The sequence below is a fragment of the Amycolatopsis cynarae genome, from assembly GCF_026802195.1.
In the GTDB taxonomy this organism is placed as follows: Bacteria; Actinomycetota; Actinomycetes; order Mycobacteriales; family Pseudonocardiaceae; genus Amycolatopsis_E; species Amycolatopsis_E rhizosphaerae.
Genome location: NZ_CP113836.1, coordinates 7,393,708 through 7,408,599, shown reverse-complemented (window position 1 = coordinate 7,408,599; position 14,892 = coordinate 7,393,708). Strand labels below are relative to the sequence as shown.

At 70.0% G+C, this 14,892-nt stretch carries 12 protein-coding genes; 1 reads left to right on the top strand and 11 read right to left on the bottom strand.

The features are described 5' to 3' along the window. Window positions 1–15: 15 nt before the first annotated feature. The 10 genes from ORV05_RS35995 to ORV05_RS35950 all read right to left on the bottom strand — a co-directional run bounded on the left by ORV05_RS35995 (window position 16) and on the right by ORV05_RS35950 (window position 12,278). On the bottom strand, window positions 16–786 hold the full coding sequence (locus ORV05_RS35995) for a (Fe-S)-binding protein (RefSeq protein WP_268756320.1): 771 nt from the start codon (window positions 784–786) through the stop codon (window positions 16–18). After that, the gene (locus tag ORV05_RS35990) at window positions 783–2,255 is read right to left on the bottom strand and encodes a rhamnulokinase (protein WP_268760050.1); all 1,473 of its coding nucleotides are present in this window, start codon (window positions 2,253–2,255) and stop codon (window positions 783–785) included. The genes ORV05_RS35995 and ORV05_RS35990 overlap by 4 nt, the downstream gene beginning before the upstream one ends. Beyond that, on the bottom strand, window positions 2,255–3,706 hold the full coding sequence (locus ORV05_RS35985; RefSeq protein ID WP_268756319.1) for an L-fucose/L-arabinose isomerase family protein: 1,452 nt from the start codon (window positions 3,704–3,706) through the stop codon (window positions 2,255–2,257). The genes ORV05_RS35990 and ORV05_RS35985 overlap by 1 nt, the downstream gene beginning before the upstream one ends. A 15-nt stretch (window positions 3,707–3,721) precedes the next feature. Further along, complete coding sequence (locus ORV05_RS35980) at window positions 3,722–5,767, bottom strand: bifunctional aldolase/short-chain dehydrogenase (RefSeq protein WP_268756318.1); 2,046 nt, start codon at window positions 5,765–5,767, stop codon at window positions 3,722–3,724. A 199-nt stretch (window positions 5,768–5,966) separates the two neighbouring features. After that, window positions 5,967–7,142, bottom strand: a complete 1,176-nt coding sequence (gene rhaI, locus ORV05_RS35975) for an L-rhamnose isomerase (RefSeq protein WP_268756317.1) — start codon at window positions 7,140–7,142, stop codon at window positions 5,967–5,969. A gap of 11 nt (window positions 7,143–7,153) precedes the next feature. Continuing rightward, the gene (locus ORV05_RS35970) at window positions 7,154–7,453 is read right to left on the bottom strand and encodes an L-rhamnose mutarotase (protein ID WP_268756316.1); all 300 of its coding nucleotides are present in this window, start codon (window positions 7,451–7,453) and stop codon (window positions 7,154–7,156) included. Window positions 7,454–7,574: 121 nt separating this feature from the next. After that, window positions 7,575–8,651 carry a rhamnose ABC transporter substrate-binding protein gene (gene rhaS / locus ORV05_RS35965; RefSeq protein WP_268756315.1) on the bottom strand — a complete coding sequence of 359 codons (1,077 nt, stop codon included), beginning with the start codon at window positions 8,649–8,651 and terminating at the stop codon, window positions 7,575–7,577. A gap of 27 nt (window positions 8,652–8,678) precedes the next feature. Beyond that, the gene (locus tag ORV05_RS35960) at window positions 8,679–9,728 is read right to left on the bottom strand and encodes an ABC transporter permease (RefSeq protein ID WP_268756314.1); all 1,050 of its coding nucleotides are present in this window, start codon (window positions 9,726–9,728) and stop codon (window positions 8,679–8,681) included. Continuing rightward, window positions 9,718–10,764, bottom strand: a complete 1,047-nt coding sequence (locus ORV05_RS35955) for an ABC transporter permease (protein WP_268756313.1) — start codon at window positions 10,762–10,764, stop codon at window positions 9,718–9,720. Before ORV05_RS35955 ends, ORV05_RS35960 begins: the two co-directional genes overlap by 11 nt. Further along, window positions 10,761–12,278 carry a sugar ABC transporter ATP-binding protein gene (locus ORV05_RS35950; protein ID WP_268756312.1) on the bottom strand — a complete coding sequence of 506 codons (1,518 nt, stop codon included), beginning with the start codon at window positions 12,276–12,278 and terminating at the stop codon, window positions 10,761–10,763. The genes ORV05_RS35955 and ORV05_RS35950 overlap by 4 nt, the downstream gene beginning before the upstream one ends. Before the next feature lie 164 nt (window positions 12,279–12,442). On the opposite strand from ORV05_RS35950, the gene ORV05_RS35945 reads away from it, so the two are divergent. Beyond that, window positions 12,443–13,507: a LacI family DNA-binding transcriptional regulator gene (locus ORV05_RS35945; protein WP_268756311.1), complete on the top strand. Its 1,065-nt coding sequence runs from the start codon at window positions 12,443–12,445 to the stop codon at window positions 13,505–13,507. 41 nt (window positions 13,508–13,548) lie between these two features. Here the strand turns inward: ORV05_RS35945 and ORV05_RS35940 are convergent, their stop codons facing one another. Then, on the bottom strand, window positions 13,549–14,886 hold the full coding sequence (locus tag ORV05_RS35940; protein WP_268756310.1) for a DEAD/DEAH box helicase: 1,338 nt from the start codon (window positions 14,884–14,886) through the stop codon (window positions 13,549–13,551). Between the last annotated feature and the right edge of the window lie 6 nt (window positions 14,887–14,892).

The window sequence follows — 14,892 nt, the reverse complement described above, 5'->3', positions numbered from 1 at the left end:
CGACGAAGGTCGCGGTCACTTCATCTCCTTGGTGGCTTGCGGGACACCCGCACCCGATTCCTCGGTCGAGGCGAGCACGTCGGCCAGGTGCGCGATCCGCACCCCGGTCCGCTGCCGCGAAAGCATGCCGCCGATGTGCAGCAGGCACGAGTTGTCCCCGGCGACGAGGACCTCCGCCCCGGTCTCGCGCACGTGCCGCGCCTTGTCGGCGCCCATCGCGGTGGAGGTTTCGGCGTTCTTGAGCGCGAAGGTGCCGCCGAACCCGCAGCACTCGTTCGCGCCGGGCAACTCGACCAACTCCAGTCCGCGCACCGCGCGCAGCAGCCGCAGCGGCCGGTCCCCTACCCCGAGCATCCGCAGCGAATGGCAGGTCGGGTGGTAGGTGACCCGGTGCGGGAAGTACGCGCCCACGTCCGTCACCCCCAGCACGTCCACCAGGAATTCCGACAGCTCGTAGGTTTTCGGGCCGAGCTCCGCGACGCGTTCGGCGAGCCGCGGGTCACCGCTGCGGCGCGCGACGATGCCGTGCTGGTGCCGCACCGAACCGGCGCACGAACCGGACGGGGTCACGATCGCGTCGTACCCGGCGAAGGCCTCGGCGAAGCCACGCACCACCGGCACGGCTTCGTCCAGGTAGCCGGTGTTCACCATCGGCTGGGCACAGCAGGTCTGCCCGGGCGGGAACCCGGCGTCCACGCCGAGCCGCCGCAGCAGGCGGACCACCGACCTGCCCGTGTCGGGGAACATCGCGTCATTGATGCAGGTGACCAGCACCGCGACCTTCATGTCCTCGTCCCCGTCTTCTCGAACAACCGCGCCTCCGCCTCGGCCCACCGCGCATCCGCTCCCCCCGGAACGTAGCTTGTCAACGGCTGGGTCGCACGGACGAGGCCCCGCATCGCGGCCAGATCCGGCAAACCGGCCCCGAGCGCGCGGGCCTGCACCAGGACGTTGCCCAGCGCCGCCGCCTCCACCGGGCCCGCCAGTACCGGAACCCCGCACGCGTCGGCCGTCAACTGGCACAGCAACTCGTTGCGCACCCCGCCGCCGACCACGTGCACCACGTCCACCGCGCGTCCGGTCAGCTCGGCGGCGCGGCGGACGGTCCGCCGGTACGCCAGGGCAAGGCTGTCGAGGATGCATCGCACGACCTGTGCCGCGCTCTCCGGGGCGGGCTGACCGGTCCGCGCGCAGGCCGCCGCGATCCGCGACGGCATGTCCCCGGGGGGCAGGAACTCGGGCGCGTCGATGTCCACCACGGACACCAGCGGCCGCTCGCCCGCCGCCTCGCGCAGTACCGCCGCCAGCTCCACCGGCCGTCCATGGGCGGCCCAGGTGCGCAGGGTCTCGGTCAGCACCCACAGGCCCATCACGTTGCGCAGGAAGCGAACCTTGCCGTCCACCCCGCCCTCGTTGGTGAAGTTCGCCGCGAGGGCCTCCTCGCCGAGTTCCGGCCGGTCGAGCTCCAGCCCGACCAGCGACCAGGTGCCCGAGGAGATGTAGGCGAAGTTCGTGCCCGGCTCGGCGGGCACGGCGACCACGGCGGAGGCCGTGTCGTGCGAGCCGACCGCCACCACCGGCAGTTCCGGCAGCGCGTGCTCGGCCGCCAGCTCGGGCAGCAGCGTGCCGACCAGCTCGCCGGAGTCCCGCAACGGGGGCAGCAGACGGGGCGGGATGCCGACCCGCTCGGCCAGCCCGGTGGCCCAGGCGCCGGTTCGCACATCGTAGAGCTGGGTGGTCGACGCGTTGGTGCGCTCGGCCCCGATCCTCCCGGTCAGCCAGTAGCCCAGCAGGTCGGGGATCATCAGCATGGTCTCCGCCAGTTCCAGCCTGCCGTTGTCCACTTCGGACAAAAGCTGGTACAGCGTGTTGAACGGGAGCTGCTGCAGCCCGGTGATGTCGTAGAGCTCCCGCGCCGGAACCGAGCGCAGAACCCGCTCCATCACCCCCTGGGTACGGGTGTCCCGGTAGTGCACGGGATTGCCGAGCAGTGCGCCGGAACCGTCGAGCAGTCCGTAGTCCACCGCCCATGAATCGATGCCGATGCCCGACAGCGCCCCGCCGTGATGCGCCTTCTGGATTCCGGTCAGCACCTCGCGGTGGATACCCAGCACGTCCCAGTACAAAGTGGACCCGGCGCGGACACCGCCGTTGGGAAACCGGTGCACCTCGGTCACTTCGAGGCGCCCCGGTCCCACGGAACCGGCCATCACCCGGCCGCTCGTGGCGCCGAGATCGACCGCCGCGAGTCGCATCACACCCTCACCACGTGCAGTTCGAGGCCGAGCAGATCCGCCACCGCCCGCAGTTCCGCCACGCGGTGCCCGGTGCCCAGCGCCCAGTGGTGCGCGATCCCGGTCCCCGACCAGGCGTCGGTCCACTCGCCGGGATCGCAGCCGAAGTCGACCCGCGACGTGGTGTTCCCGATCTGCAGCAGCGGTCCCGGCACGACCTCGCCCTCGGAGGCGATCAGGCGGAACGTGCCGTCCTTGAGCTGGCCGAGGCCCAGCGCGGTGACGGGGCCGTGCTTGACGTCGAACTCGACGGACACCCCCCAGCCGCGCTTGCCGTGGTAGACGCCGAGCCCGCGCAGCAGCGGCTTCCGCGCGCTGATCGCCAGGTGCGCCGGGCCGTCGTGGCCCATCTCCACCACGTCGTCCAGGAAGTTCAGCGCCTGCAGTTCGGTGAAGGAACCGCCCGCGCCGAGCCGGTCCATCAGCAGCATCGCCAGCGAGGTCCGCAGCTCGTATTCGCCCACGGCCGGGATGCCGCGCGCGGTGAGCAGCGAGGCGCCGAGGATCAGCCCCGCACCCACCCGCTCGTGGGTCTCCCCGTTCAGCCCGCGGTGGTAGTAGGCCAGCGAATCGAGTTCGAAGTCCGCCACCAGCCGGTCCAGCGCGACCGAAACCCGCGCGCCCCAGGCGAAGTCCTCCTCCACGACCGACTCGTCGAGGGTGAAGATCTCCCGCGCCAGTGCCATCCGCTCCGCCGTCTCGGCGTCGGTGACCTGTTCCACCCGGACCCGCAGATCGTCGATCTCCAGGATCTCCACGTGCCCGCCGAGCTGCGCGGAAACGAGCGTCGGGTCGGTGGAGACGTCCATCATCCCGGGGTAGAGGTGCCCCATCAGGCCGTGGCGCCCGGTGCGGAACGCCGCCCGCACCCCGGCCGCCTTGATCCACCGGCCGATCCTGGTCCAGGCGCGCTCGTCCTCCAGATAACCGGAAACCGAACGGAACTCCACTCCCACCCGGCGGAACGCGTTGGCCATCTCCGGGAGCGGGCAGGCGCCGCAGTAGGCGAGCCAGGCCCCGGTGTCGAAGGTGGCGTGGTCCATCGCCTCGGTGGGCTGCAGGTTCAGCAGCAGCACCGGCGCCCCGCTGCGCTGGGCGATGGGCACGAGCATGCTCGCGGTCAGGTACGTGGTGAGGAAACCGATGATCAGGTCGCAGTCGGCCACCCGCAGCTTTTCCGCCGCGGCGGCACCCTCCTGGGCGTCGGAGATGAACCCGACGTCGATCACCTCGCAGTCCATTTCGGACAAGCGAGCGGATACGCGGCGGGCCGAGGCCCGCAACTGCGGCAGCAGTTCCGGGAACTGCGGCCAGTAGGCCCCCAGCCCACCCGCCACCAGGCCGATCCGGGTCCTGCGGGTCGTGATGCGCTCCAGCCCGGCGAACGCGGGCCCTTCGAGCAGCTCGGTCATGAGGTTCCCTCTTCCTCAGCGCAGGAACGCGGCGGCCACGCCCGCGTCCACCGGTACGTGCAGGCCCGTGGTGTGGGTGAGGTCCCCGCCCGTCAACGCGAACACGGCGGCGGCGACGTGCTCGGGCAGCACCTCGCGCTTGAGGATCGTGCGCTGGGCGTAGAAGGCGCCGAGCTCCTCCTCGGGCACGCCGTACACGGCCGCGCGCTGCGCGCCCCAGCCGCCCGCGAAGATCCCCGAACCCCGCACCACCCCGTCCGGGTTCACCCCGTTGACGCGAATGCCGTGCTCACCGAGCTCGGCCGCCAGCAGCCGCACCTGGTGCGCCTGGTCGGCCTTCGCCGCACCGTAGGCGACGTTGTTCGGCCCGGCGAACACCGAGTTCTTCGAGGAGATGTAGACGATGTCGCCGCCGATCCCCTGGGCGATCATCGTCTTCGCCGCGGCGCGCGAAACCAGGAACGAGCCCTTGGCCATCACGTCGTGCTGCAGGTCCCAGTCCCGCTCGCTCGTCTCCAGCAGCGGCTTGGAGATCGACAGCCCGGCGTTGTTCACCACGAGGTCCAGACCACCGAAGGCCAACGCCGCGGCGTCCACTCCCGCCTGCACCGCCTCGGCGTCGGTGACGTTCGCGGTCACCGCGATCGCGCGGTCGGCGGTGCCCGTGGTGTTGATGCCCTCGGCCGCCTTCGCCGCCGCTTCGCCGTCCAGGTCCGCGATCACCACGCAGGCGCCCTCGGCCGCCAGCCGCTCGGCGATCGCCTTGCCGATCCCCGAACCCGCGCCGGTGACCAGCGCGACGCGCCCAGCCAGCGGCTTGGGCTTGGGCAGGCGTTGCAGCTTCGCCTCTTCCAGCGCCCAGTACTCGATGCGGAACTTCTCGCTCTCCGGGATGGGCGCGTACTCCGACACCGACTCCGCGCCCCGCATCACGTTGATCGCGTTGACGTAGAACTCGCCCGCCACCCTGGCCGTCTGCTTGTCCTTGCCGAAGGAGAACATGCCCACCCCCGGCACCAGCACGATCGCCGGGTCCGCGCCCCGCATCGCCGGGCTGTCCGGAGCCGCATGCCGACGGTAGTAGGCCGCGTAGTCCGCGCGGTAGGACTCGTGCAGTTCCTTGAGCCGGGCCACCACATCCTCGACCGGCGCCGCGGCGGGCAGGTCGACCACCAGCGGCCGGACCTTGGTGCGCAGGAAGTGGTCGGGGCAGGAGGTGCCGAGCGCGGCCAGCGGGGCCAGCTTCTCGCGCGCGAGGAAGTCGAGCACCAAGTCCTGGTCGTTGAAGTGGCCGACCTGGCGGTGATCGGTGGAGGCGAGCCCGCGGATCACCGGCGCGAGCGCGGCGGCCTTGGCGCGGCGCTCGGCCTCCGGCAGTGGTTCGAACCCGGGCACGATCGCGCCGAACGGCTCGGCCACCCCGTGTTCGGCGAGGAACTTCTCCGCGGTCCGGATGATCTCCAGCGAGTTCCGCCGGCACTCTTCGGACGTCTCGCCCCACGCCGTGATGCCGTGCCCGCCCAGGATCACGCCGATCGCCCGCGGGTTCGCCTTCTTCACCGCCGCGATGTCCAGGCCGAGCTGGAAACCGGGCCGCCGCCAGTCCACCCACGCCACCCGGTCGCCGAAGCACCGCTTGGTCAGCTCGCGGCCGTCCTTGGCGGTGGCCAGCGCGATGCCCGAGTCCGGGTGCAGGTGGTCGACGTGCGCCGCCTCCACCAGACCGTGCATCGCGGTGTCGATGGACGGCGCCGCGCCGCCCCGGCCGTGCAGGCAGTAGTCGAACGCCGCGACCATCTCGTCTTCCCGCTCGACACCCGGGTAGACGTCCACCAGGGCGCGCAGCCGGTCGAGCCGGAGCACGGCCAGTCCGGCCTCGGTGAGCGTGCCCAGGTCACCGCCCGAACCCTTGACCCACAACAGTTCCGTGGGCTGGTTGGTGACCGGGTCGAGCACGCTGCCCTTCGCGGAGGTGTTTCCCCCGGCATAGTTGGTGTTGCGCGGGTCCGCGCCCAGTGCGTTGCTGCGAGCCACCAGCTCGGCTGCGGGATTGTCGGTCATGTCCTTCGCCTCGTTCTACGGTGTTGTGCGGAGTCGGAAAGTCGGCGGTCGCGGTGTGCGGGACCTAGGGTGTGTATCGAAGTCGGCTGCGCCGTTCCGACGGGGTGAATTGGCATTCATGAGGAGGAGATCCCACAGCCAGGGACCGCCTGAGGTTCCGCCACCCGCACCGCCACGCAAATTACTTCGATACAGGGCCCTAGGCGCCCCAGCCCGCTTGCTGTCCGTCTGCGCGCTCGGCTTCGATGCGCTGCTGGTAGCCGCTGCGGTGGTAGGCGGCGACCGGGTCGGGGTCGAGGCCGTCTTCCGTGCGCAGTTCGGCGAGCAGCGGCCGCACGTCGGTGTTGAACGCGTCCATCAGCACCGCGTTGGCGCCCAGCACGTCACCCGCGCGCTGAGCCGCACGCAGTGCGTCACGGTCGACCAGGAGCGCCTTCGCGGTCGCCTCCTGGACGTTGAGCACCGAGCGGATCACGGCCGGGATCTTCGCCTCGATGTTGTGGCACTGGTCGAGCATGAAGTTGATGCCGTAGGAGGGATCGAGCGCGCCCGCGCGCACGATCTCGTACATGATGCGGAACAGCTGGAACGGGTCCGCCGCCCCCGCCATCAGGTCGTCGTCGGCGTAGAAGCGGGAGTTGAAGTCGAACGCGCCGAGCTTGCCCTGCCGCAGCAGGAAAGCCACGATGAATTCGATGTTCGTGCCCGGGGCGTGGTGACCGGTGTCGATGCACACCGTCGCCTTGGGACCGAGTTCGACGCAGTGCGCGTACGAGGTGCCCCAGTCGGGGACGTCGGTGGCGTAGAAGGCCGGCTCGAACAGCTTGTACTCCAGCAGGATCCGCTGGTGGTCACCGAGCCGGTCGTAGGTCTCGCGCAGCGCCTCGGCGAGCCGGTCCTGCCGGTCCCGCAGATCGTCCTGACCGGGGTAGTTCAGCCCGTCGGAGAACCACAGCTTGAGGTCCCGCGAGCCGGTGGCGTCCATGATGGAGATCGCCTCGAGCAGGTGGTCGGTGGCCTTGCGCCGGATGCCGGGATCGGGGTTGGTCACCGAGCCCAGCTTGTAGTCGTCGTCCTGGAACACGTTGGTGTTGATGGCACCGATCTCCACACCCAGGTCCTTGGCGTACCGCGTGAGCGCGCCGTAGTCGTCCACCCGGTCCCACGGGATGTGCAGTGCCACGCTGGGCGCGATGCCGGTGAACCGGTGCACGGTGGCGGCGTCCGCGATCTTCTCCTCGGGGGAGCGCGGCACCCCGCGCTGGGCGAAGACCTTGAACCTGGTGCCGGAGTTGCCGAACGCCCAGGATGGCGTCTCGATCCGCTGCGCCCGCAGGGCTTCTTTCACGGCCTTCAGGTCGGACAAGTCGATCACGTCTTTCCGTTTCAGGCGCTTTCGCGCTCGTTGTCGGGCAGGTGGAAGACCTCGGTGAGAAGCAGGAAGCCCTCATCGGGTGGCCGTCCGTCGAGACCGGTGAAGAACTCGGCCATTTCGGCCTGCCAGCGGGCGTTGACCTCGGTCTCGGCCATCGCCGCCTGTGCGGCCGCGAGGTCGTCCGCCTCGACGTAGCCGATCAGCAGGCCGTCGTCACGGAGGAACAGCGAGTAGTTGCGCCAGCCGGTCTCCCGCAGTGCCTGTCGCATCTCCGGCCACACCGCACGGTGCCGCTCGGCGTACTCGGCCATCCGCTCCGGTCTGACCTGCAGGCAAAAACAGTATCTGGGCACAGGTCGTCCTTTGTGGACTGGAACGAACGGGGAACCCGCGGTGCGGATCGCGGAGCTCACGGGTTCCCCGTTCAAGCCGTCAGAAGTTGAACTTGTCGATGTTGCTCGCGTCGAACACCGTCGGCGGGCCGAGCACGATCTCACCGCTCGCGCCGATCGTGTACTGGCCGAGCTTGCCCGCGGTGAACTTCTGGCCCTCGGCGCCGGTGATCTGGCCCGAAGCCAGCGCGACACCCGCGTATGCGGCCAGGTAGCCGATGTCGGCCGGGTTCCACAGCGCGAACTTGGCCACCGTGCCGTCCTTGACGTACTCGCGCATCTGGTTCGGGGTGCCCAGACCGGTCACCGCGACCTTGCCCTTGTAGTTCGAGGAGCTGATGTAGCGGGCGGCGGCGGCGATGCCGACGGTGGTCGGCGCGACGATCACCTTCAGGTTCGGGTACGACTGCAGCAGACCCTGCGCCTCCTGGAAGGACTTCTGGTCGTCGTCGTTGCCGTAGGCCACCTTCACCAGCTTCAGGTTCGCGTACTGCGGCTGGGTCAGGATGTTCTTGAACACGTCGATCCACGCGTTCTGGTTGGTGGCGTTCGGGGTCGCGGACAGGATCGCGATCTCACCGCTGCCGGCGGCCAGTTCGTTCGCCATTTCGACGAGCTTCTGGCCCACGCCCTGCGTGGTGGCCTGGTTGATGAACACGTCGCGGCAGTCCTTCGCCGCGTCGGAGTCGAACGCCACCACCTTGATGCCCGCGTTGCGGGCCTGGTTCAGCGACGGGCACACCGCGTTCGGGTCGTTCGCGGCGATCCCGATCACGTCCTGCTGCTGCTGGATGAGCGTGTTGATGTAGCTCACCTGCGACGAGGCGCTGGCGTCGTTGGGGCCCACCAGCTTGTACTGGCCCTTGAGCTCGTCGAGCGCGGTCTTGCCGCCGCCGACCTCGATGTCGGTGTAGGGGTTGTTGAGCTGCTTGGGCAGGAAGGCCATCTTGACGCCCTGCTTGAGCGCGGCGTTCGGGTCGGCCTGGGCGGTGGACTTGGCGCCGCCACCGGAACCACTGCTGTCGTTCTTCGTGGTGCCGCCGCAGGCCGCGAGCGTCACCACCAGGGTCGCCGCAGTGGCGACCGAGAGGGCGCCGGTGAGGAATCGACTGGTCATTGTCGTTTGCCTTTCTTCAATTACCGCTCAAGACCGGCTGGGGCTTGCGGAAATCGCGGGTGGGGAGGAGGGCAGCCGCCTTCGGCGGCGCTGGATCGCAGCCCGCACCGAGGAGACGATGTTCGGCAGCAGCACCGAGATGATGAGCAGCACGCCGGTGACGATGTTGAGCGCCTCGTTGGACACGTCCTGCAGCCGCAACGCGTTCTGCAGCGTGGCCAGCAGCACCACGCCGGCGAGCACGCCGGGCAGGGTGCCCTTGCCACCGAAGATGGACACGCCGCCCAGGAGCACGGCGGCCACCACGGCGAGTTCGGCCCCGTAACCGTTGTCGGCACGGGCACTGGAGTAGCGCAGCGTCCACAGCACACCCGCGAGTCCGGCGACCGCGCCGCTGACCACGTACAGCCAGAACTTCAGCCGCCCGACCCGGATCCCGGCGAACCGCGCGGCCTGCTCGCTGGCCCCGGCGGCGAACACCGCACGCCCGATCGGGGTGGCGTGCAGGACGAGGCCGAAGGCCAGTGCCAGCACGATCAGCGGGATCAGCACGTTCGGCACGGAACCGCCGCCGATGGTGCCCGTCACCCACGACGTGTAGGAGTTCGGGAAGTCCGCCACCGCGGAGTCCCCGAGCACCACGAACGCCAGGCCGCGGTAGAGGGCCAGCGTGCCGATCGTGACGGCGAGTGAGGGCAGTTTCAGCACCGTCACGAAGAACCCGTTGAACGCGCCGAGCACCGCGCCGAGCAGGATGCACAGCGGGATGATCGTTTCGATGGGCAGGCCCTTGTCCCACATCTCGCCCATGAACGCCGAGGTCAGCCCGAGCGTGCTCGCCACGGACAGATCGATCTCGCCGGTGACGATGACGAAGGTCATCGGCAGTGCGATCAGGGCGATCGGCAGCAGGTCGAGCAGGAGGAAGGTGAAGTTGCGGCTGGTGCCGAAGTTCTCGACGGCGCCGGAGGCGACCACCAGTGCGATCACCGTCACCAGGATGACGGCCGCGTCCCAGCTGGCCAGGCGCGCCAGCCACGGCGCTCGGCGCCGGGGCGCCGCGGTGCTAGCGGACATGGGAATCCCTCTTCTTCAGTGACTTGGCCACGCGCACGGCGACCAGCCGGTCGGCGCCGATCGCGAGCAGGATCAGCGCGCCGACGATGGCCTGCTGCCAGAACTGGTTGATGTCGAGCACGGCCAGCGCGCTGCCGATGACCGTGAGCAGCAGTGCGCCGAGACCGGCGCCCCAGACCGTGCCGCTGCCGCCGAACACCGCGACCCCGCCGACCACGGCGGCCGCGACCACGTTGAGCTCGTAGCCGGTACCGGCGGCCGCGTCGATGGTGCCGAAGCGGGCCGCGAACAGCACCCCGGCCAACCCGGCGAGCGCGCCGCTCACCAGGAACGCCACGATGGTGTTGCGCCCGACCTTGATGCCGGCGAGTTCGGCCGCCTGCGGACTGGACCCGATCGCGTACAGCTCGCGGCCCGCGCGGTAGTTGCGCAGCACCACCGCGGCGGCGACGAGCACGATCAGCGCGATGAGCACCAGCCACGGCAAGCCGAGCAGCGTGGAATTGCCGAACCGCAGGAACTGGCGCGGCAACTCGTCGGCGGTGATCTGCTTGCCGCCCGCCCAGAAGTAACTGACGCCCCGGTAGGCGTACAGCGTGCCGAGGGTGACCACGAGGGCGGGCACCTGCCCGAACCGCACGAGGAAACCGTTGAGCAGGCCGCAGACCGCCCCGACGCCGAGCCCCGCCAGCAGTGCGACGACGACCGGCATGCCCTGGTTGCCCTGCATCAGGGTGCCCACCGCGAAGGCGGACAGGCCGAGCACCGATCCCACCGAGAGGTCGATGTTACGGGTGATCATCACGATCGTCTGCCCGACGGCCAGCACGGCGAGGATCGCGGTGCCGAGCAGGATGTCGCGAATGCTCTGTCCGGAAAGGAATCGCGCGTTCTGCGTCGCGGTGAACGCGACCAGCACGACGAGGGCGAGCAGGATGCCTGACTCGCGCGCCTTGAAGATCGCACCGAAGACGGATCTCCCGCCCTGTGCCGTGGTTTCCGGCCGGGCGGCCGACGCTACCTTGGTGGCGTTCATGCCGCTGCCCCCTGTCCCATCGCCGCGAACATCACGGTGTCCTCGCTCGCTTCCGCCCTCGGGATCTCCGCGACGATCCGCCCTTCCCGCATCACCAGCACCCGGTCGGCCATGCCCAGCACCTCGGGCAGTTCCGAGGACACCATCACCACCGCGACCCCGTCGGCGGCCAATGTGGACATCAACCGGTGGACCTCGGCCTTGGTGCCCACATCGATGCCGCGCGTCGGCTCGTCGACGATGAGCAGTTTCGGCGTCATGGAAAGCCACTTGGCCAGCACGACCTTCTGCTGGTTGCCACCCGAGAGGGTGCCGACGGCGTCGCCGAGCCTGCCGAACTTGGTCTGCAGCTTCTGGGTCCAGCGCTGCGCTTCACGGCGTTCCGTGCCACCGAAGAGGAATCCGAGCCGGGCGAGTGCTCCGGACCGGGGCAGGGTCACGTTGCGCTCGATCGACAGGTCCATCACCAGGCCCTGCTGCCTGCGGTCCTCCGGCACCAGCGCCATGCCCGCCGCCATCGCCGCGCGCGGCGAACCCGGCTTGAGCCCCTTGCCGTTCAACCGGACCACCCCGGCGTCGCGCTCGTCGACCCCGAACACCGCCTGGACCACTTCGGACCGGCCGGAGCCGACCAGTCCGGCGAACGCCACGATCTCCCCGGCCCGTACCGAGAAGGAGACGTCGCGGAAGACGCCTTCGCGGCTCAGCCCTTCCACTTCCAGCACGACCTCGCCGGGCGTGACGTCCTGCTTGGGGAACAGTGCGTCCAGTTCGCGCCCGACCATGCGGCGCACCATCTCGTCGACGGTGAGGTCGGCCAGCGGATCGGTGGAGACGTGCCTGCCGTCGCGCATGATGGTGACGCGCTGGCACAGTTCGGTGATCTCCTCGAACCGGTGCGAGATGAACATGATCGCCGCGCCCTCTTCGCGCAGGGCCCTGGCCACGTTGAACAGCCGTTCCACTTCGAACACCGACAGCGCGGCGGTGGGCTCGTCCATGATCAGCACGCGGGCGTCGGCGGAGAGCGCCTTGGCGATCTCCGCGATCTGCTGGTCCGCAATGGACAGTCCGCGCGCGGGCCGGGACGGGTCGATCCGCACCCCGAGCCGGGAGAACAGCTGCTCGGCCTCGGCCCGCACGGCGGCACGGTCGATCATTCCGAGCCTGCCGCGCGGATGACGGCCCATCACGATGTTCTCGGCGACCGACAGATCGGGGAAGAGCGTGGGTTCCTGGTAGATGACCGCGATCCCCGCGGCCTTGGCGTCGGCGGGGGAGGCGAAGTCCACCTCCGCGCCGTCCACGAGCAGTGAGCCGCTGTCGGGACGGTGCACACCGGCGAGCATCTTGACAATAGTCGACTTGCCCGCGCCGTTCTCTCCCACGAGCGCGTGCGCTTCGCCCGCGTACAGGGGGAACGAGACTCCGTCGACGGCGGCCACCGCGCCGAATGACTTGGTGACGCCACGGACCTCCAGCAAGGGCGCTGGGCCCGGGTCCTGCCGCACCATCGCGACCTCCGGAATGAAAGGTTTCACAAACCTGGCGCGCTGACGCTACTATTCGAGGGAACGCAAAGTCAACGATGAGTTAAACCCACTGGCTTTGACCTTGAACAGGCCACCAGCGGTACCATTCCGGTCAAGCTTGCACGTTTCAACGAAGGGCGCGGTTGATGTCTGGCAACGGAGCACGCTCGGCGCACGAGGCGGGTCATGCCGAGACCCGCACGGCGGGCATCAAGGATGTCGCCGCCGCCGCCGGGGTCTCCCTCGGCACCGTCTCCAACGTGCTCAACCGCCCGGACCGCGTCAGCCCGGCCACCCGGGCCAAGGTCGAGGCCGCGATGGCCGAGCTGCGGTTCGTCCGCAACGAATCGGCACGCCAGCTCCGGGCGGGCCGCAGCCGCATCCTCGCCTACGTGATGCTCGACGGCAGCAACCCGTTCTTCAGCGACGTGGCCGAAGGCATGGAGGATACCGCCGACGAGGGCGACCTGTCGCTCTTCCTGTGCAACAGCGCGAACCGGCCGGAGCGGGAGCGCGCCTACCTGAGCCGGCTGGAACAGCAGCGCGTGCAGGGCATCCTCATCACCCCGATCGATCCGGACGCCCCCGTGCTCGACGAGATCGCACTGCGCGGCACCCCCGTGGTGATCGTCGACCGCACGCGGGCCACCAGGACGCACTGCACGGTGGCGGTGGACGACATGCTGGGCGGCGCGCTCGCCGTCCAGCACCTGCTCGAGATGGGCCACGAGCGGATCGCCTTCATCGGCGGCCCGATGAGCCTCGGACAGGTCAGGGACCGCCGTGAGGGGGCGCTGCGCGCCCTGCGCGACGCCGGATTCGGAGACGACCACCTGGTGGACCTCGACACCTCGGCCCTGACCGTCGCCGAAGGCCGCACCGCCGGGGCCAGGCTGGCCGGGCTCCCCGCCGCCAACCGTCCGACCGCCGCCTTCTGCGCCAACGACCTGCTCGCACTGGGCCTGCTGCAGACCTGCGTGAGCCTGGACCTGCGGGTGCCGGAGGACCTGGCCATCGTCGGCTACGACGACATCGACTTCGCCGCGGCGGCCGCCGTCCCGCTCACCTCGGTCCGGCAGCCGCGCCGCCAGCTCGGGCGCATGGCCGCCGACCTCCTGCTCCAGGAGACCAACGACCCGGACCACGAACACCAGCAGGTGGTGTTCACCCCCGAACTAGTGGTCCGCGCCTCCACCCACCCGCGCGCGTAGCCACCCTCGCCGCGGAAGCGTCCGCGAGGCCGGAGCTCTGGTCATTTCTCCGAGGAGTTGCCCCGCCGGTTACCCGGTTTCCGTTGCGCTCCGGCCGGTTTCCGCTGCCCCTGGGATTTCCGGTTCGACGCCTGGGCCGCGTTCCGCCGCGGCGCCTGCTTCACCGCGGTCTGGTTCGCGGCGGGCCGCGGCTGCTTTCCTTGCGGCGGGATGAAGGTGCGTCCGCCGGGAGCGAGTTCCGTGAGCAGTGGGTGGCCGGGTCCGAGTTTCGTGGTCGTCGGCTTGATCCCGGCCTTGCGGGTCAGGTCCCGCACGTCGGCGAGCTGCTCGTCGGTCATCAGGGTGACCACCGTGCCCTCCGCCCCGGCACGCGCTGTCCGGCCGGAACGGTGCAGGTAGGCCTTGTGCTCGACCGGCGGGTCGGCGTGCACGACCAGCGCGACGTCGTCGACGTGGATGCCGCGTGCGGCGATGTCGGTGGCGACGAGCACCCTCGCCGCGCCCTCCGCGAACGCCGCGAGGTTGCGCGTGCGAGCCGTCTGCCCGAGGTTTCCGTGCAGTTCGACGGCGGGCACGCCGGACGCGATCAGCTGGCGGGTCAGCGCCTTGGCCCGGTACTTGGTGCGGGTGAACACCAGGGTGCGGCCGGGGGCCGCGGTCAGGTCGACCAGGACCGGAAGCCGCTGATCCGCGCGGACGTGCAGGACGTGGTGCTTCATGGTCGCGACCGGCGAACGGTCGGAATCCACGCTGTGCGTGACCGGATCGGTCAGGAACCGCTTCACCAGCACGTCGATACCGTCGTCCAGGGTCGCCGAGAACAGCAGCCGCTGCCCGCCCTTGGGAGTCCGTTCGAGCAGTTTCCGCACCACCGGCAGGAAGCCGAGATCAGCCATGTGGTCGGCCTCGTCGAGGACGGTGATCTCGACCCGGTCGAGGTGCACGTGCCCGGAGGCGAGGTGGTCGGCGAGCCGGCCGGGGCAGGCCACCAGCACGTCCACCCCCGCCTTCAGGCCGGAGATCTGCGGGTTCGGGCTGACCCCGCCGAACACGGTGAGAGTGCGCAACGACAGTGCCCTGGCCAGCGGGGTGATCGAGGCCTCGATCTGGCTCGCGAGTTCACGAGTAGGGGCGAGGATCAGCGCACGGGGACGGAGCGGTTCGCGGCGCCTGCGCCGCTCGGCGAGCCTGGCCAGCACGGGCAGGACGAAGGCGTAGGTCTTGCCCGACCCGGTCCGGCCGCGCCCGAGCACGTCCCGCCCGGCGAGCGAGGAGGGCAGCGTCGCCGCCTGGATCGGGAAGGGCTGGTGAATGCCCTGGGACGCCAGCGCGTCGGTCAGGGAAGCGGGCAGGCCGAGTTCGGCAAAGGAAGGCGCCATGGAATC